Source organism: Streptomyces poonensis (genome assembly GCF_014650915.1).
GTDB classification, from domain to species: Bacteria; Actinomycetota; Actinomycetes; order Streptomycetales; family Streptomycetaceae; genus Streptomyces; species Streptomyces poonensis.
In genome coordinates this window covers 41,896-62,044 of sequence record NZ_BMVW01000015.1, presented here as the reverse complement: position 1 = coordinate 62,044, position 20,149 = coordinate 41,896, and the positions used below count along the sequence as shown (strand labels likewise).

Here is a 20,149-nt window from a genome sequence, read left to right as displayed (position 1 = left end):
TGGGGACCTGGGCGTCCGTCGCGTGGCCGATGAGGGCCGGCCAGGCCGAGGTGAGGCCTGGCCGGCACATGAACTCCGTAGTGCGTCAGCTGCTCGCGTGAGCTTCGGCGGTGAGCAGCGGTTCGAGGAACCTGCTCGGCGTGCCGTGCCAGAGGATCGCCAGCGTGTCGCGGGAACGGGTGGCCGCGACGAAGAGCAGGGAACGGGCGCGCTGCAGTTCACGGCGGTGGCGCAACGCGTCGGTGTCCTTCAGGCGGATGACCTCCGTGCGCGGCACCAGACCTTCGGCGACACCGGCGATGATCATGCGCTGGTACTCCAGTCCCTTGAAGCGGAACATCGTGCCGATGTGCACGCCTTCGTCACCACGCGGTCCTTCCGGGCCGATCTCCACCGCGCGGACACCCGCGTGGTGGAGTGCCACGGCGACCTGCTGAGCCATGGCGTTGGTGGGCACACAGACGGCGATCTGCTCCGAGGGGATGTCGCGCCACCCGGAGACCAGCTCCGCCACGGCCTCGCACTCGGCTTCCCAGTCGGCGCATCCGCGCAGCAGGGGCCGGGTGCCGCTCAGCACCGACCGGTACCCGGCCAGCGTCTCCTGGCTGCCGTCGAGGTCGTCGAACGGCTCCCCGCTCAGCAGGCCGAAGGCGGAACCGAGGATCTGCCGTGTGGTCCGGTAGCTGAGGGTGAGCTTCGCGGATCGGCCGCGGATGTTGATGCCGAGGCTGCCGAGAGTGACCTGGTTGTTGTAGATGCGCTGGTGTGTGTCGCCGACGAGGAAGATGTCGTTGCGGTCGTGCGCGGCCATGGCGCGCAGCAGCTTCCAGTGGCCCGGACGGAGGTCCTGCGCCTCGTCGACGACGATGTGCCGGTAGCGGTACCGCAGCCACGCCGCGGAGCCGTCCTGGAGGTGGATGTTGTCGAGGCCGCCGTTCTCGGCACGCTGCCGCTCGACGGCCTGGATGCGCTGCTCGCGGTGCATCTCCAGGCGCGCAGCCCGTTCGGCGACCTGCGCCCACGTCTGGCGGCCCAGACGGTCCAGGCGCTGGGTGAACTTCTCGGCCAGCTGCCAGATCCCGGCCCGCTCCTGCCGCGTGATGTTCCGCCCGCGGCCCGCGCGGCGGGCCCGGAAGTAGTCGGCGCGGGACGCGACCGCCTGGCCGAGGATCACCTGCGTCCACTCGTCGTGCAGGAATTCGGCGTCCCACGAGGTCTCGCCGAGCTCGTCGAGCATGGCGCGCCACTCGCGCAGAGCCTGGTTGTCGTCGATCGTCTGTTTGGCGTTGCCCGGCTCGGCCTCCCGGACCACGCGCAGCGCCAGTTGGTCGACATGGCTGATGTCCACGCGGGACAGCAGTTGCTCCCCGCCGAGATCCAGCAGGCGTGCGCGCAGGTCGGCCGCGAGGTTCTTGTTGTAGGTGGTGAGGAGTACGGGCTTGGTGTGGCCGGGCGGCAGTTGCTCGACCAGGTGCTTGACGCGGTGCAGGGCGACGATGGTCTTGCCCGTGCCGGGGCCGCCGCCCACGCGCGCGGGGCCGGAGTAGTCCCGCTCCACGAGCCTGGACTGCGTGGGGTGGAGGAAGACCTTCCAGCGCCCGAAGTCCTCCTCCTGGAGCACGTCGCGCAGCGCGTCGTCCGTGGTGGTGACCATCGTCGCCGGGCGCTCGACGGCGGCCTGGAAGTCCTCGGTGTCGACGGGCTCCGGCGCGGCGACCGGGGCCGTCACCTGTTCCAGCACGTCCTCGTAGGACTTGCCGTCGAAGAGCGAGAGCAGGATCTCACCGGTGAGCTGGGGCGCGTACTCGACGAGACCGAGCAGCTGGTCCTCGGTGGTGAGTGTGCGGACCACCGGTACCAGCGGTTCGGCGACACCGAGATCCTTCAGCTGTTCGTCCGAGAAGCGGGCGAACAGGGGTTCCGGTTGCGCGGGGCGCGCCTCGGGGACCGGCGCCGGTACCGCCTGCGGAGGCGCCGACCGCCGCAGGACGCTCTCCTCGACGACCTGGAGGTCGACGTACTCGATACCACCAGTGATCTGGTTGATGCCGTACGCGAGGCGGTCGAGGTTCTCGTAGACCTCTTTGCGGTGCTTGACCGAGACGATCAGCCAGTCGTTGTCGGCGAGCCGCAGCAGCAGGGCACGGTACTCGTCGTTGACCCGGGCCGACCACAGCCGTGAGTCGCCCTTCAGTTGCTTGAGCTGGAGGCCGGTGGCGTTCGGGTTCGCCTTGAACTTGTGCTGGAAGTCGTAGAGGGCGCCCTTGACCGTGCGGGGGAGCTTGAGTATTTCCTTGTCGGCCTTGTCGAGTAGACGCAGCGTCACACTCGCGGTGCTGCTCATCGGTGGTGCTCCCCGTTGGTCGTTCCGTCGGTCTGTCCGTCGTCGTCCTGCTGATCACGACTCCGCTCCGGCGCGGAGGGTTGCGGCCCGAGCTGCTCGGCCAGTTCCCGGGCAGTCCAGTCACTCGCGGGCCGTACGTCCCAGCCGGCGGCCGCGAAGGCCGCGTCGCGGTCCGCCGCCTCGTGGTCCGGCTCGGAGCCGACAGGGCGGGGGGCGCGCACGATGCCCACCTTGTACTCGGGCCAGGCCAGTTCGGCCATCCAGCCGTGGTCGTTCAGCTCGAACCCGTCCACGGGGACGGGGGCCGCCGTCGTGGCGAGGGCGACCGCCAGGAGCTGGAGGTCCGTCTCGTCCGGATCGAGCAGCTCCAGGACCGGCCCCCAGCCGGTGTCCCGCGGCGCGCTGTCCGGGACGGTCACGGTCGCCGCGGTCGTCTCGTGCACGACCTCGGTGGCCGCCGTCTGCCGGATGTCCGGCTGGACGGCGTGGACGGCGGCCTCCTGGGCGACGGCGCCGAGGTCGATACGGGTCGAGGTCAGCCAGCCGCAGCCCCCGGTGACCGCGAGGGCGTCGACCGAGAAGCCGTCCAGCATGCTTGCGGTCAGCTGGACGCTGTCGCCGCCGCCGGGCTCCAGGAACTGCAGGAGGTTGCTCCAGTACAGCCAGGCCCGCCAGCGCTTCCTGTGCGCGTCCGTGTCGGCGACGGCTGCCGTACCGTCGTCCAGCACGGTGGCGGCCGTCCAGACGGGCGGCTTGTGCCGGCCGTCCGCCACCGCGATGACAGGGCATCCGGAGCCGTCGACAGCGGAGAGGACACGCAGGGGGCCGCCCTGCCCGCGTGGGGGCGTGCCGCGCAGCGCCGCGGTGAGCTGGGCGCCCACGGCCTCCCCGGTCACCGCCGCGGCGTGCGGGCGCGTGCCGGTCAGACCGGCCACGGCCGCTTCGGCGCGGGCCAGCCACAGCGTGGGCTCCGGGCGGCGGAGGTAGGAGAGCAGCAGGTCCGCCGGATTGATCCAGACGTGTTCCGAGAGTTCGCCCGGCAGTCCGCCGCGCACCTTCGCGTAGTAGTCACGGGCCTGGCGCTGCGCCTGCTCCCCGTACGGCTGCCACACGGGGTCCGCCCGCCCCGCGGCGGCGTATCCGGTGTCCCGTACCCGGGCGCGCCACTCCTTGACGTCGTAGTACGTGAGCTGGAGGACGCGCAGGCCCTCGGCGCGCAGTCGGGTGCGTTTGGCCGCGTCGTCGGCCAGCCGGTGGCTGTGCCGGGCACTGGCGTGGAACTCGTAGCCGTCGAGGTACAGCGCCAGGCGTGGGCCGGGGGCGTCGAGACGCTCGAAGAGCACGTCCGGCCGGGTCCCGTCCAGCACCCGCTGCTGGGAGACCCGCCAGCTGAGGGTGGTGCCGTCCGCGCCGGTCAGCCGCAGGGCGAGCGAGTACGTCCCGGCCGTGGTCGTGTACGCGTCGGCGCTGGCCTGGGACTCCGGCTGGGCGGCCCACTCCTTCAGCGTGTCGATGAACATGACCTCGAGGTCGCTCTCGGCCTGCCGCTCCAGTGGGATGTGCTGCGTCGCGGCGACGGGCGAGGTCCGCCAGCTCCCGCCGCTCTCGCCGAGCAGCTCGTCGAGCATCTGCCGGACCTCGTTCCGGCTCACCCGGTCGTAGTCGCCCGCCGGTACGCGGCGCAGCAGGCACCGGTGGCAGCCGTCCTGGCCCTTCTCGATGCACGGGCAGCTCTCGATGACCTGCCGGGCCGCGAGCAGCACCTCGCGGAAACCGTCGGCCGACGCCAGACGGTGCAGGTAGCCGGTGCCGCCCGGCAGCCGGTCGTAGACGACGAGGAAGCGCCGGGGCCAGTCGCCGTCGCCGCCGTCGGGCATGGAGGCGGAGGCGATGTCGATGTGGTCGGGGTCGCCGCCGTAGCGGGCCGCTATGCCGACGAAGAGGGCGGCGGTGAAGGACGCCAGCCGCTCCGTGGCGCGGGCGACGGACGCCGGGAGCAGGATGCGTACGGCCTCGGTGACCAGCTCGTGGGCGAGCAGAAGGGGCACGTCCTGGCCGGTGGCGCGGTCGTCCGCCGAGGGGCGGGCCTTGCGGCGCGGGCACCAGAGCATGTGGTGGGCGACGGCTCTGCCGCTCGCGGAGTGCGACGAGGTGAGCGACGCGGCGAGGGACTCGGTGAGCGCGTCGCGCGGCTGGTCGACCACGGGCCGCCCGTCCGCCGTCGCCCCGCCGCAACTGGTGCAGACGTAGAAGGGGTTGAGGCGTACGTCCTCACCGGCAATCGGCACGGTGCTGCCGCCGTCCTGCCGGTCGAGCCCGAGGTTGAGGGTCCGGACGACCGCACGCCGGGTGAAGTCGACGCCGAAGACGGCCGTGTCGTGCCGCCAGGACCCGGGGGCCAGGTGGGCCGGGTCGATGTCGACGGTGGTGAGCACGGCGTAGCGGCGGCGGTCCCGCTCGTCCCGGTCGTCCCGGACCCGGGCGTCGTCCCGCTTGTCGCGGGCCAGGACGCGCTTCGGTTCCATGACGTGCTGGACGCAGCCGGCGTCGGCGATCTCGCGCCCGCCGCAGCGCGGGCACGGGGAGGTGTCCGCCTTGGCGTTCGCGGTGCGGGTGTAGCCGCACGCCGGGCACAGCCGCCACACCGACCAGGCGCGCCGCTCCGGGCTGCCGATGTCCAGCGCGCGTACGACGTGCCGGTAGCCGTTGACGTAGAAGCTGTTGCCCGGGGCGAGCTCGGAGAGGGCCAGTCTGCGGGAGCGCTCGTAGTCCCGTACCTCGCTGCGGTACGTCTTCCTGCCGCCTCCCGCATCCTTGGCGCCGCTCGTGTCCTTGCGGCCTCCCGTGTCCTCGCCGTCGCCCGTCCCCTCCGCCTGCTCCGTCCAGTAGAGCGTGGCCTCCAGCCGGGTCGTCGTGTCGGTGAGGCTGTAGTTGGGCAGCAGGCCGAGGTCGACCAGCGCGCCGTGGGCGCCGGCCTGGCTCAGGTCGCGCAGCAGGTCGCCGGTGGCACGGCGCTCGGCCAGCAACTCCCGGTACTCGCGCTCCTGTTCCGGGTCGGAGCGGACGAGGCCGTCTATCGCCGTGTCGATCGCCGCGATCCGCCGGCGCAGTTCCTCGCGCCGGGAGGTCCAGTCCTCCTCGGCCTCCTGGAGTGCCTGGACGATGCCGCCGGTGGCGTACGCGCGCAGTTCGTCGGCGGCGTGCTCGGACACCCCGGTACCGTCCGTCGGGCCCGGAGCGGAACCGGCGGGGAACAGCGACAGGAACTCCTCCACCAGCCGCGCCCCATGGGTGAGCGCGGCGTCCGCGAGGTCCTGGCACCAGCCGGTCGTGCCGAACAGCGCCGACACCAGGCGTGGCGCGGGCTGGAGCCGTTCCCCGTCCGCCGTGGTCAGCGCCCCGCGGGCGGCGAGGTCCAGCAGGTGCGCGGTGTACTGGCGGCGCAGTATCTCGACGGCGGACAGGTAGCAGCCCGGCGGCACGATCTCCCCGGCGATCATCTCGCGGGGCTCGTCGAGGTAGTACAGGTCGCGGGCGCGCCGCCCGCCGAAGGCGACCACCAGGGCGTTGCCCGTGCTGCGGCCGGCCCGGCCCGCCCGCTGCACGTAGTTGGCCGGCCCCTTGGGCAGCGAGCCGAGCAGCACGGCCGACAGGTCGCCGATGTCGATGCCGAGTTCCAGGGTGGGTGTGCAGGACAGCACGTTGGGGTCGGTGTAGTGCGTGCCCTCCCGGAAGGTCCGCTCCACGCGCTCGCGCTGCGGCCGGGTGAGCATGCCGGTGTGCTCGGCCGTGACCACGCGGAACGTGCCGCCCGTCAGGTACAGCCGCCGGTAGTAGTCGTTCTGGTAGTCGCGTTCCCGGGTGCCGCCGAAGCTGCCCGTGGTGCCGCTCACGGGGACGTCGGCCTGCGGCGGCCGGAGCGTCCCTCGGCAGCGGTAGCGCGGGCACGGGTGCCCGTACCAGCGGGTACGGCGCTCGGGCGGGACGACCTGCTCCCAGCCGCAGTCGTCGCAGCTGACGAAGGCCTTGTTGACGACGGTGTCGTCGAGGAGCCGCACCTCGATGTGGCCGGGCTGGAGCCCGTACACCCGGGTGCTGCGGTCCTGCGCCGTACGCACCGCGAGGACGTGTTCCTCGGCCAGTACGGGCAGCAGCCGCCGCAGGTACTCGGTGGCCCCTGCCGCGTCCAGTCCCAGGCACCGCCGGGTCCAGTCCTGGTACCAGCCGAGCCGGCCGGTGGCCGCGTCGAACGTCGACCTCTCCTTGGGCGCGTCCAGCAGGAACCGCGGCGCGGCCACCCCGTCCGGGAAGGCGGGCATGCCGTCGGGCCGGCCGCCCCACACCTTGAACCGGGTGATCCCGGTGTCCCGCATCCACGGTTCCAGCCACCGGTGCCGGACCCCGCCGCGCAGCCGCACCCGCTCCAGCAGCCCGCGCAGGAAGGCCAGATACCGGTCGGGCGTGGGCAGTGAGCCCGCCGCGACGAGCTGACCGGGCAGGGTGAGGTGGATGTCGCGGGCCAGCGCCACGATGCGGTCCGGGTCTTGAAGAGCGACCTCCGCCGCCACGGTCCGGGTGAGCTCCAGGGTGCGTCCCTGCCGGGAGCGCAGCCCGAACTCCATGACGGTCGCGAAGGCGAGCCGTTCCCCTATGAGCCGCCACGCCCGGGCGTCACCGACGCCCCGCCCGGACAGCACCCGGTCGACACCGGGCTCGTCGTGCAGATCGGGCGGCACCACCGCGGCCAGCGTCTCCGGGTCGTCCACCGAGTCCAGCACGTTCCCGATCAGGTCGTTGAGCGCCAGCGGCTTCGGGGAGTCGTTCAGGGTGTGCGCGAGCAGGGACCGCAGCGAGAACTTGTACGAGGCGTTGGCGACGTACCCCGCGCGGTGCGCGGCGTCCTGCGTCGAGTCGTTGAAGAGCAGCGTCTTGCGCTCCTCCGGGACGAGCGCGATGTCGCCGCCGGTGAAGAGCTGGGTGACCGTGGCGGAGGCGAGCGCGGCGAGGGACGTGCCCAGGAAGCGGATGCCGTTGTCGGTGGTGCAGGCCGGGCAGCGGTCGTCGAGGGCGGCCCGGTCCGCCGACTTCTTGTCGGTGACGGCCAGGGCGAACCAGCCGTCCTGCAGCTCGTCGCGGTCGGCGGCCGTCGGCAGCCGGTACGTGCCCTGCGCGCCGTCCAGCACCACGACGGACAGCGGGTCGACACCGCTCGCCGACGCGCCCGCGGGCCTGGCCCCGGTCAGCGCGTTCAGGGCCTCGTCCCGTTCGGCGGCCGTGGCGGCGATGAAGTACCGGATGCGCCGCTTGTCGCGCCCGACTCCCGCGCGCCACACCTTGTCCTGCGCCATGACGAGCCGCTGCGGGTCCGCCTCCGGGGACAGGGCGGCCCACCCGGACCGCCCGCAGGTGCGGCAGTAGACGGCCGGCAGGTGCACGGCGGCGGGCCGTGGTGCCGTGTCCGACCCGGGCTGTGCCTCGGCGCGGCGCGCGTCGCCGGACGGCCAGCCGCCGGAGCCGCCGGAGCCGCCTGGGCCGGAGACTCCGGACGACCGTTCGTCGTCGTCCGCGGGCGCCGCGGCCAGGGCGGCCCTGCGCGCGGCGGTGCGGTCGTCCTCGTACCAGCGGAACTCCGGCGTCGGCCCGACCCCGCGCAGCACCCGCGTGACCGGCCGCACCCACAGATGCGCCTCGATGTGCAGTAGCGGCCGGGGCCGTTTCGCGTCCGAGTCGGGGTCCCGGGCGGCCGACAGCAGCGCGACGAACCGCGACAGCGCCTGGAGCACGAGCCGCGGGTTCTCCCGGGCGGCCCGCCCCCACGCGTACCCGAACCGGTTCAGCCGGTCCCGCAGCTCCCACTCACTCAGCGGCTCCCCGTCCAGCAAGGACAGCACGCCGTGCGTGTAGTCGTGCCGCCGCAGCAGCCGGCCGAGCTGGAAGGGATCGAGCCCGCGCCGTCCCAGCAGCCGTTCCGCCAGCCCGTCCAGATCCAGCAGATCGGGCCGGGCCTCGACGCCGGGCCCGCCGGAGCAGTCGATGACCTCCCGCGGCCCCGGCGGCTCGGGCAGCTCATAGTCCACTTCACCAGTGAACTGCCCCGGAGTCATGCGCTCTTCACCGATCACGGCATCCGCGGAGAACGGCATCCCGAACACCTGGGCGGCCACGTCGAGGATGCCGCCGCCCTCGGCCGTGCTCCCGCCCAGCGTGGCGGACGTCGCCACCGGACAGATGCTCCCCAGCGGCCGCCCGGGTTCGCTCCGCCCGGTGGCCGCGGCCAGCCGCCGCAGCAGCATCGCGACGTCGGTGCCCTGCGCGCCGTCGTACGTGTGGAACTCGTCGAGCACCACGTACGCGACGTCCGCGCCCTCCCACAGCGGCCGGTCGTCGCCGCGCTGGAGCAGCAGGTCGAGCATCTTGTAGTTGGTGATCAGCACGTCCGGCGGCGACAGGCGCATCTCCTCGCGCCGGGTCAGCACCCGCCGGAAATCGGTGTCGGGCCGGTCACCGATGTACAGGCCCGCGGTGACCTGGGCGAGGTCCGGGTGCGCGAGGTACTCCCCGATGCGCCCGGCCTGATCGGTGGCGAGGGCGTTCATCGGGTACAGCAGCACGGCCTTGATCCCGCGCCGCCCCCGCGCCTTCTCCCGCCGGCAGTGGTCGAGCACGGGCACGAGGAACGACTCGGTCTTGCCGGACCCGGTCCCCGTGGTGACCAGCGTCGGCCGGGCCGGCCCGCGCAGGGTGCTCAACCGCTCCCACGCCTTGGCCTGGTGACGGTAGGGCGGGAACCCGGGATCCCATTCCAGATGCCGCTGCCACCCGTCGTCGGCCTTGTGGAACGGCGTTCTGATGCGGAGGTAGGGGCCGCGGAAGATGCCCGTCTCCGGGTGCCCGAGGAACCGTTCGAGAGCGAGGCGGGTATCGGAATCGGACAGGGCGTAGGTCGTCGTGAGGTACTGCGTCAGACTGCCGCGGACCTGAGCGGCGGCCAGGGTGGGCCTCACGGGTGCTCCTTCGTCCCAGTCGTTGTCCCGTCAACCGTATAGCGGACAACTGACCGGGTCCTAGCACCTCACCGCCCGTCCGGCGGCCATTGACCGGTATTGAACTATTTCGTACTTCAATCGTCCCTTCACCCTGTGACCAGGAGCGATACGACGAGATGGCGTCGTCGTATCAGTGTGGTCGGGCCACGATGGTCGTCGCGGTGCTGCTCGATGGAAGAAGCGCTGGGCAGACGTACGCAGAGCTCGACTCCGTGGTGCAGCGACGAGACGCCTCACTGTGGATGCTCATCCCGCCTGTCGAATCAAGCAGTTCGGACTTGCCGCTCACGCTCAACATGTGATGTCTGCGACGCATCAGTTACGGAGAGAGCGTCATGACGGCCGTTGCTCATCGCGTGGCCCGTGACGTGGGGACGACCGCCGTACGGCACGTCTTTGCGAGCCGCGGCCTCCGGCCGGGTCCGGAGCGGGCCGGAGTGGCACGACCGGGGACGTCTCACGCCCGTCCACCTCGGCCATGCCGGGCAGCATCTCCTCGGCCGGAGCGGCAGGGCGCGGCGAACCGGTGTGGGAGGGAGGCTCCAAGACGTTCCTCCGAGTCAATTCGGCCACAGTGATGAGTGGCCCGGCGATCACCTGTGCCAGCAGCGAGGCTTGTTCGGCCTCGATCTTCGTGAGGTGGCGCAGCACGCTGAGCAAGTCGACCAGTTCATCACTCCACTGGGAACGCCACCGCTCGCTTCGCATCAGGTCCAGTGGGCTGCCGATCCGGCCCGTCGGTCTGCTGCTCCGCGCGGCGAACCACTGGTCGAGGACCTTCCGGTGCCCGACCTCGTAATTCCGCATACGGGCGTCGACTCCCGTGAAGACACCTGTCCCGATGATCACGGCTTGGCGCCGCTCGTCGTAGTCGAAGGCGTCCGGCAGGGGAGTAGGCGCAATCCGCGTGCTGTAGGTAATCGGCGGTGTGACTGCTCGCACCCCGCCCGAGCCCGCCGGGCGACCGTCAGCGGCGTCCACGTACCGGTCACCGAAGGTGGATGCCCACAGAACGCGGCGGCCGAGGCGGACGCCTTCGTGCCACAGATCGCGATCAGCGGTGAGGGGGAGGCGTACACCGGGAGAGTTGAGTTCTTCGGCGAACGTCTCGGTGAACGCTGGATGAGCTGTGACTCCGGCAAGATAGGCGGCGAAGTCCTCCACGGACACCGAGGTTAGGCCGTACGAGTTGGCCAAGTGCTCCAACAGGCCCGGGGCGGTGTTCGGGGTACCGTCCGGGTGTCGCAGCGGGAGCACGCGACCCCCGTTGTTGTTGAAGTAATGCATGTCAGGAACCAAGGACGCGAACACTAGTGCCGGGCCAGACGATATGGGCTGCCTGTGCTGCTCGATGATGAACAGTTGGTCGTCGCGCTCGGCGTGCCACAACTCCGGCCGGGGACGGTCGACAATGCGGCCGTCCGGAATCAGCCACTGACGGTCGAAACTCCGTCGTGCGATACGGACGGGCTCTGGACATGGCCCGCGTTCGGCACTTAGCGGCTTCCGGGGAACAGGGAGCCCGGGAAACGCTCGCACAGGACCGCTCGCGCGCCGGTCAGGTGTCTCTTTCATCAAGGCCCGTTGCATCGAGGCGTCGGGCTCGTGCACGAGCCGGTCCCACCGCTGTCGCAGCACCTCGGGGTCCGGGCCCACCACCCATGTGCGATTGGGCTTGAAGCCGGGCTTGTACCAGGGCAGCAGGGAATCCAGTGCCGGGAAGGTGTCCCAATCACGGTCGGGCGCCGGAGTGAAGAGGGCATACCAGTCGGCTCGGGCGTCCTGCCAACCTGGATCGTGGATGGTCAGTGAGCGTAGGCGGGCGGTCTTCTCCTCACGGCTTCCGTGCAGCGCGATGTAATGAACCGGCGCTTGCTCCGAGGGGTTCGCGTCCCGACGTCGTACAAATATCGCGACAGCGAGTTCTCGTTGCACGGCTGGGAAGAAACGGGTGGCGACGGGAGGCTGTTTGCCTTCTTCGGGGGTGAGGTCGATGATCCAGCCCTCCGAACAAGTGCTGCGCAGATACTCGCGCATGCGCTGGAACGCCGGCCCGCGCAGGAATCCCGCAGTCGACACGAAGGCCACCACCCCTTGCTGGTGCCCGGGGGCGTGCTGCTCGAAGACCTTGTGCGTCGCCCAACGCCAGAAGTACACGTAGAGATTCTTTAGCTTGAACTCGTGGCGGCCGTTCCGGCCGCCAAGTCTGAAACGGTCCAGGAGGGGAGGGCCATGCCCCTCCGAGCCGGCCTCGATCCAGCCGCCTTCGCCCTGGGCCCGCTCACGGTCGGGAGGATTCCCGATAACGACGGTGAGGCGTTCCTCGCGCTTGATGAGGCTCGCCTTCTCCGCGTCCTTCCGCAGTGGCGCCATCGCGGCGCCCCCCACGTCGAAGAGATCTGAGGGCCGCCAGGGATCGGCCAGCGTGTCGGTGAGATGCAGCCGGAGGTCGCGCAGCGGGACGTGGGCGTCCTGGGCACGCAGCGTCTGCGCGATCCGCATCTGCGCGACGGCGTACGCGGCCATCTGCTTCTCGAAACCGATGAGCCTGCGGGACAGATCCTCAACGGCCTCGGCTCGGAATCCGTCATTGCCGCCGGACGACCGGCGGTCCGCCACGAGATCGATGATGGAGCTGAGAAAAGTGCCGGTTCCCATGGCGGGGTCGATGATCGCGACACGCTCGTCGGCGAACCCTTCGGGACAGTCGAGCTTCAGGCGCAAAATCTCGTCGACGAGGCGGACCATCTCGTCGACCAGGGCTGTGGGCGTGTAGTACGTGCCCGAGGCCTTGCGGAGGGCCGGGTCGTATTCCTGGAGGAAATGCTCGTACAGGTGGACGTGTGCGTCGGGTTCGCGCGTGAGGATCGCCCGCCAGGCGACCGCGTCGACGATACGGACCAGCATGTCGAGGCTGTTCCTGAACTGCCCCTCCACGTGGTCGGTCAGGATTTGCAGGGCCCTGCCCATTACCGTGTGGTCCGCTCCGAGCTCCCTTCCCACCTCGTGAAGGCTCTGGTCGACAAGCGGGATGTCGGTCGCCTTGGCCAGTAGCAGGGCGAAGGTGACCGTCTGGGCGTAGCGGTCGGCGAACGCGGCGTGAGGGTCGCGCTCGTCGGTCTTCGGGAACAGGACGGTCTCCCAGGTCCTGGCCAGCGAGGTGAAGGGGCGCTCGCGACGGTCGGCGGGAACTCGTGCCTCGTCCTCCAGCCGATGCATCACCTCGGTGCGCAACAAACCGCAAAGCGGTGCCACTGCGCTGACCAACTGCCGCACGGTGCACAATGGCTCGGGCTGCCAGTTCAGAAATTCTCGCAGCAGGCGCTCGAACGCGGCGGTGGCCTGACCCGTGGCACACAGCCGTCCTCCTGCCCGATACAGATCACCTGTCAGGCGCACCGTCTCGCCACACTGCTGCCCCAACCGGTACAGCGTCCAGGTCTGTCCGTTCGTGTAAACAAGGTTGGGTAACTTCGACATCCCCTCCCATTGCCTGCGGTCTCTTCCGCGCAGCGCTCCGGGGCTGATGTCGGCCTTACCCGGGCTTTTCAGTTCGACGTACCCGACGATCCGCCGCCGATCACGTCCGACGCGCGCCGCTAGGTCCGGGCGGATTCCGAGGTCGGGGCGTCTCGCCTCAGGATGGAGATGCAGTTCGAGGCCGAAGTGGGAGGCGGCGGCCATCAGCAGGTTCTCCACCGGTCTTCGGATGGCCGCCTCGTCCTCAGAGAAGCGACCCAGAAGCTGCGCGCACTCAGCGCCGAACTCCGCGACGATCCAATCGATCCAGCCTTTGGCCGCCATGCGCGCCACCCCCCGAAGGCTCGCCCACCGGACACACCGGTCTACTCACGGTAAAACCGGATCGGCGTGTCGTCGAGGGTGCGTGTGTGGGATGTGGGGTGGTTGCCTGCTTCAACGGGTGGTGCGCCGTCTATCAGGTGTTTGCGCCAGCACTGGCTTGGAACAGTGTGCGGATCTCAGCGAATCGGGTCATGACCTTGGCTCGGTCACCCGTGCTCACGGACACAGCACGCTCGAACCGCCGGTTTGTCATCAGCGCCTGGAAGCCTTCGACGACTTGATGGCGGGATGTCACCAGCGATGCGTGCTCATGATCTGACAGCTTTGCGAGGTTCACCACGATCGTCTCGAAGATGGCCTTGTTCACCGGGTAACGCAGTGCCTGGCCCTGGTACAGCTTGCGGAAGGCGTTCTCGCCGAAGACCAGACGCGCCACCTTCATGGCCCGCTTGACATCGCTGGCGTGCGCCGCCCGGTCCTCGTCGGACAACCGGTTGATCTGCCGCATGGCGTGGGCGAGGAACTGGTCGAAGTCCTGGGACTTGAAGGAGTCGGGCGGTGTGAGGCGGAAGGCCAGGGCGCGCAGGACCATTTCACGGTCGGCCATACGGGCAGGGGGAACGCTGCCGCCCGTCGCCGACAAGAACTCCTCCGACTCGGCCAACGAGGACAGCAGCTGTCGCGCCGGTCCCGGGATCAGTGCGTGCCGGATCTCCTGCCGGGTGAGGGGGCGGCCGCCGGTGTTGATCCTGGCGAAGATGTTGAACTTGACCTCTTCCGGGGTGCCGGGGCGGATGACGTGGACGACGACCTGCGTCTCGTTCAGCCGGATCTGGAGCCGGCCGGTGAGGTCGTCGTATCCCTTGCCCTCGAAGTCCTTGTACAGGTACTCCAGACCGCGCAGCCGCAGTGGTCCCGCGTCGATGCCCGCGACTTCGGCGAGAGCCCGCGGCGCGATGAACCGGGCGATGGCCGTGAGCCGCTGGATGCCGTCGATGATCGCCCACTCGCTGTCCTCCATCTCGGCCGCGTAGAAGGAGGGGATCGGAATGCGCAGCAGCAGCGACTCGATCAGTCGGCTCTGCTCCTCGTCGGACCAGATCCCGGCATGCCGCTGGAAGTCCGGGGCCAGGTCGATCATGCCGTTGCTGAGGCGGGACATCAGCAGGTTGATCGTGGGGTTGCTGGTCTGGATCTCGATCTTGGAGGGGTCGTACGGCGCGGTGATCCGGTCCGCCGCGTCCTCGGCCTCGGCATCGGGGAGCTCCAGCTCGACATCCGTGCCCCGGCCGTCGGCACCCACCTCGACCCGGAACGCCCCGCTGTCCTCGACATCGTCCATGTAGCGGCTGAACAGTGACGCCTGCTCCCGCGCCGCCCTACGGCTGCCGACGCTGTCCTCCTGCGACATGTGCCCTCGTGCCCCGATCCGTAGCCGGTATGACGTGGTGGTACGTCCGTACGCCGCTGTCGATTCTGCCGGACGAGGGGGCCGTCGGCTGCGGTCGGCCGGTCACTGTTGTCGCCGTCTGCCGACAGGGCTCGGTCCGGCCGTGTCCGGCTGCTCAGCCGGCGAGGCCGGCCCGGCGCAACAGCTTCAGCCAGTCGTCGTACTCCAGCAACTCGTCGTCGATCGACGCGAGCCGTACGTACTCCGGGGCGGCCAGCCGTTCCAGGAAGAACGCCTCCAACCCGGGCGCGAGCTGCTCGAAGCGTTCGGCGTCGATCCAGTCGGAGCCTATGCCCAGGGCGCCGAGGACACCGCCGCCCGCGCGGTCGAGAAAGATGGCGGCCTGGTTGATCATGCCGATGCAGAACAGCTTCTCCGGGGACAACGGCAGCGGGGAGTCGACCACCGGCCCGCAGTAGAACTGGCACTCCTCCGCCTCCTCCAGGCCGAAGAGCCGCACGTCCGGCCCGCAGCTCGCGCCGTCCAGCACGCGGCAGAAGTCCAGGAACTCCCGCGGCACCCCGTCGGTCTCCGCGGCGGCCGCCGTCTCCTCGTCGATCGTCCCGCCGAGCGTGAACGAGAGCACGTCCGGGCTCTCCAGCAGCGCCAGCCGCAGGGCGTCCACCGTCGCGATCAGACGGGTCTCCGGTATGTCGCCGGCCATCCGGCCATCACCTGACTTCATGACTCGATCTTCCTGCCAGTGCTCGCAGTGGTCACAGCCCACCGACGGAAGATTCTGTTCGGTCGTCAGATGTATCCGTTACGGTGCGAGACACACAGGTGTTGCTCAACGGGTTGGTGTTGCGAGCATCGCGTCACGGGGGTGACAGGACTTGGGTTACGTACTGCCCGGCTGGCTGGACGAGATCCTCGATTTCATCGGGATCAACTGGCCGAACGTCGACGAGGACGACTACCGCGAGATGGCGGACGCGATGCGCGAGCTCGCGAACACCTTCGACGATCACACGGGTGAAGCTCATGCGGCGGTGAACCGTCTGCTGTCCTCCAGCGAGGGCTGGGCGGTGGACTCCCTGCAGGAGCACTGGGGCCAGGTGAAGACCTCCCACCTGGAACAACTGCCCGACGCCGCGCGTCTGTTCGCGGACGCCATGGATGTCGTCGCGGACGTCATCTACGGCATGAAGATCAAGGCCGAGATCGAACTCGGAGTGATGGCGGCATCGGTCGGTGTCTCCATCGGCCTGGCCTTCGTCACCGGAGGTCTGTCGGCACTGATCGGCGCGGCGGAGATAACGGCCATGCGGGAGGTGGTCCGCCGGATCATCAGGGAGGCCGCCGACCAGATCGTCGACCAGGTGATGGCGATGGTGACCGAACCGGTCGCCGCCAGGCTCGAGCGCATGGTCACGGACGCGGTCCTCGACCTGGCCTCCAGCGCCGTCTCCCCGACCGACGGCTCCGGTGGCGGCGGGGGCAAGGGCGGACCCGGGATGAGCCTGGCCTCGGCCGGTGGCGGTGGCGGTGGCGGTGGCGGTGGCGGTGGTGGTGGCCGGATGCGCATCGACCACGCCGAGTACGACAAGGCCGCGGGCGATCTGGGCCGTCTCAGCGAGAGCTCGATGACCCGGCTCTCGGGTTCCCTGGACCGCGCGCACAACGCCAACAACCGCACCCGCGGCAAGGACCCTTTCACCCAGGGCATCGACGCCGTGGTGGACGGCGCCACCAAGGGCATGAAGAAGGCCGTAGAACGGATCGTCAAGCACACCGGCGAGACCATCCCGAAGAACCTCCGCAACACCTCGGAGAACCACAGGCGCAACGAGAAGGCGACCGAGGACGCTCTGACGAGGATCACGGGCGGCCAGGACGGGAAGGGGCCAGGAGGGTCACCGTCGAGAGGCCCGGACGGCAACGGCGGCTCGGCCGGCGGCAAGCCGGATCCGCTGAACAAGGCGCTCGACAATCCTCGCCACCACAGCGTGGAACCGAGGAACCGCCACTGCAAGGAAGACCCGATCGACGTCGCCAGCGGCCAGATGCTGCTGGAACAGACCGACCTGACGCTGCCCGGCGTCCTGCCCCTCGCGCTCAGGCGCACGCACCTGTCGGACTACACCTTCGGCACCTGGTTCGGCCGGTCCTGGGCCTCGACGCTGGACGAGCGCATCGAGGTCGACATCCGCAACAAGGCCGTGTGGGCCCGCGAGGACGGCACCCTGCTGGTCTACGACCGGCTGCCCACCCCTCAGCAGCCGGAGGTGTTGCCGTCGGAGGGCCCACGCATACCCCTGCGCCGGACCAGCGAGTTCGGCTCCCAGGAGACGGAGTTCGCCACCACCGATCCGCGTACCGGCCTGACCCGCTACTTCGCCCGCCCGCGTGGGGAGGGCTGGCAGCTGTGGCTGATGGCGATCGAGGACCGGAACGGCAACCAGATCGACTTCCACCGTGACGCGACCGGTCTCCCCACGTCGATCACCCACAGTGGTGGGTACGACATCCGGTTCACCGCCGACCGGGAGCTCGGCCGCGTCACGAGCCTCTCCCTGAACCCGGGAGAAGGGCACGAGAACACCGTACGTGTGACGGCCTACGGCTACGACCCGGTGACCGGTGACCTCGTCGAGGTCGTCAACTCCTCGGGCCGGCCCCTGCGGTTCGGCTACGACGCCGAAGGAAGGGTCACCTCCTGGACCAACCGCAACGGCTCCACCTATCGCTACGTCCATGATCATGCCGGACGTGTGGTGCGGACCGTCGGCCCCGACGGCTACCTCTCCGGCACGTTCGTCTACGACGACGTGCAGCACACCACCCGCTGGACGGATGCGCTGGGGCACGTCACGCTCTACCGGCTCGACGACCGTGGGCGGATCGTCGCGGAGACCGACCCGCTCGGCCACACCACCCGGCAGACACTCAACGCCCGTGGCCAGGTGCTGACCCGCACCGATCCGCTGGGCCGCACCACGGAGTACACCTGGAGCGACCAGGGCGACCTGCTCAGGGAGCAGCGCCCCGACGGCTCGTGGACGGTCATGCGGTACAACGCTCTCGGACTGCTCGTGTCGGTCCGGCGGAACGACGGTGCGCACACCGCCCAGGAGTTCGACGACTTCGGCAACCGGACATCCGTCACCAACTCGGCCGGTGCGACGACGCACTTCACGTACGACGACCGAGGGCGTCTGACGGGGGTCCTGGATCCCCTGGGCGCACGGACGCGTGTGCGGTGCGACGAAGCGGGGCTGCCGGTGGAGACCGTCGGCCCGCAGGGTGCGGTCACCCGCTGTGAACGGGACGCCCTGGGACGCCAGACAGCCGTCACCGATCCGCTCGGCGCGACGACGCGACTCGAGTGGACCGTCGAGGGCAAGCTCGCCCGCCGGACCCGTCCGGACGGCACGGCCGAGTCCTGGACGTACGACGGCGACGGCAACTGCCTGACCCACACGGACGCCATGGGTGCCGTCACCAGCTACGAGTACACGCACTTCAACCTGCAGTCCGCGAGCGTCTTCCCGGACGGCGCACGCTATGCGTTCGACTACGACGCGGAGCTGCGGCTCCGCGAGGTGACCAACGCGCAGGGCCTGACGTGGACGTACGAGTACGACCCGGCGGGACGCCTGGCCAAGGAGACGGACTTCGACGGCCGTGTCGTCGGTTACACGTACGACGCGGCCGGGCAGCTGGCGACCCGCACCACCCCCTCCGGGGCCGTCGTCCGCTTCGAGCGGGACCTGCTGGGCCGTACCGTGGCACGAGACGGGGCCGGTGCCGTCACGACCTATGGCTACGATCCGGCAGGGCGCCTGGCCGAGGCCAGGACCGCCGATTCCGTCCTGTCCTGGGAACGGGACTCGGCGGGGCGTCCGGTCGCGGAGACGGTCGACGGGCGTACCCAGCGATACACCTACGACGTGCTGGGGCGACGCACCAGCCGTACCACTCCGACCGGTGCCACCAGCCGCTGGCAGTACGACGCCGCAGGGCGCCGCACCGAACTGAACGCCTCCGGCCGGACCCTCACGTTCGAACACGACGCGGCGGGTCGGGAGCTGACCAGGCGCATCGGTGAAAGCCTCGTCCTGACCTCCACCTACGATCCCCACGGTCTCCTGCTCGGCCAGGAGCTGACCGGTCCGGATGCCGGGCGCCTGCAGCACCGTGCGTACACCTACCGTCCGGACGGCCATGTGATCGCCATCGACGATCACCTCAACGGTTCCCGCCGGTACAGCATCGACCCGGTGGGCCGGGTCACCGGTGTGCACGCGGCCGGCTGGGTGGAGACCTACGCCTACGACGAGGCGGGCAACCAGACGCAGGCCTCCTGGCCCACGGCCATGCCCGACCAGGGAGCGACCGGGACACGCACCTACACCGGCACCCGTATGCACTCCGCGGGCGGTATCCGCTACGAGTACGACACCGCGGGGCGCGTCAGCCTGCGCCAGAAGACCCGCCTGTCGTCCAAGCCCGACACCTGGCGCTACGAGTGGGACGCCGAGGACCGCCTCGTCTCCGTCACCACGCCCGACGGAACGCGCTGGCGCTACCGCTACGATCCGCTCGGCCGGCGCAGTGCCAAACAGCGGCTGGCGGCCGACGGCAGTACGGTGGCCGAGCAGGTGGACTTCACCTGGGACGGCACCACACTGTGCGAGCAGACCACCCGGGTCATCGGCAACGACCGCGCGGTGAGCCTCACCTGGGACCACCACGGCACCACGCCGCTCACCCAGCGGGAACGCATCCACGGCATCGACACTCCGCAGGACGAGATCGACGCGCGCTTCTTCGCCGTCGTCACCGACCTCGTGGGGACCCCCACCGAACTCGTCGACGAACGGGGAAGCATCGCGTGGCGCTCCCGCTCCACCGTGTGGGGTGGCACTGCCTGGAACCGCGACGCGACGGCGTACACCCCGCTCCGCTTTCCCGGTCAGTATCACGACCCCGAAACGGGTCTGCACTACAACTACCACCGCCATTACGATCCGGTCGGCGCCCGCTATCTCACCCCGGACCCCTTGGGGCTCGCTCCCGCACCGAACCCCGTCACCTACGTCGTCAACCCCCTGCGGGGCATCGACCCTCTCGGTCTGACCGAACTGCCCCTGGGTGAGAAGAAGAACCCGTTCCCGGACCGGGCGAGTGCGGAGCGGGCAGCGTTCGACATGGCGGGAGTGGACTACGGCAGAGTGCCGGACTTCGAATGGGAAATCGGCGACGACGTCACTCGACGAGGCCAGGAACTCTACATCTACGACACCGAACCCACGCACTGGGGAAATATGCGGCAGTACGAGACGCCACATGGTTCGCGCGTCGTCGTGGAACACACCGATGACCCGGCCGGCTCGCACTTCCACGTGGGAGAGCCGAAACACGGCGCGAACCGGGAGGGCGTAAACTTCGGCTGGGCCAGCAAATACCCGTCCGACGAGAATTTCGAGCGGTACGGGAAAGTCAATAAGCCGGGTGGGGATCACCACCTGTTCTACAAGGGCGGAAAGGTGTGCCCCTGAC

Annotated in this window: 6 protein-coding genes; 1 reads left to right on the top strand and 5 read right to left on the bottom strand. The window is 69.9% G+C overall.

Annotated elements, in window-relative coordinates:
* Positions 1 to 85 precede the first annotated feature (85 nt).
* The 5 genes from IE242_RS28865 to IE242_RS28845 all read right to left on the bottom strand — a co-directional run bounded on the left by IE242_RS28865 (position 86) and on the right by IE242_RS28845 (position 15,329).
* The gene (locus tag IE242_RS28865; RefSeq protein WP_189864388.1) at positions 86 to 2,344 is read right to left on the bottom strand and encodes a UvrD-helicase domain-containing protein; all 2,259 of its coding nucleotides are present in this window, start codon (positions 2,342 to 2,344) and stop codon (positions 86 to 88) included.
* A complete protein-coding gene (locus IE242_RS28860; protein ID WP_189864386.1) occupies positions 2,341 to 9,348 on the bottom strand; it encodes a DEAD/DEAH box helicase in 7,008 nt (2,335 codons plus the stop codon). The genes IE242_RS28865 and IE242_RS28860 overlap by 4 nt, the downstream gene beginning before the upstream one ends.
* A 375-nt stretch (positions 9,349 to 9,723) precedes the next feature.
* Positions 9,724 to 13,194 carry a type ISP restriction/modification enzyme gene (locus IE242_RS28855; RefSeq protein ID WP_189864384.1) on the bottom strand — a complete coding sequence of 1,157 codons (3,471 nt, stop codon included), beginning with the start codon at positions 13,192 to 13,194 and terminating at the stop codon, positions 9,724 to 9,726.
* 133 nt (positions 13,195 to 13,327) lie between these two features.
* Complete coding sequence (locus tag IE242_RS28850; protein WP_189864382.1) at positions 13,328 to 14,605, bottom strand: DUF262 domain-containing protein; 1,278 nt, start codon at positions 14,603 to 14,605, stop codon at positions 13,328 to 13,330.
* A 154-nt stretch (positions 14,606 to 14,759) separates the two neighbouring features.
* Positions 14,760 to 15,329, bottom strand: a complete 570-nt coding sequence (locus tag IE242_RS28845) for a hypothetical protein (protein ID WP_229859598.1) — start codon at positions 15,327 to 15,329, stop codon at positions 14,760 to 14,762.
* 151 nt (positions 15,330 to 15,480) lie between these two features.
* Between IE242_RS28845 and IE242_RS28840 the strand changes: the two genes are divergently transcribed.
* A complete protein-coding gene (locus IE242_RS28840; RefSeq protein ID WP_189864380.1) occupies positions 15,481 to 20,148 on the top strand; it encodes a DUF6531 domain-containing protein in 4,668 nt (1,555 codons plus the stop codon).
* Position 20,149 lies beyond the last annotated feature (1 nt).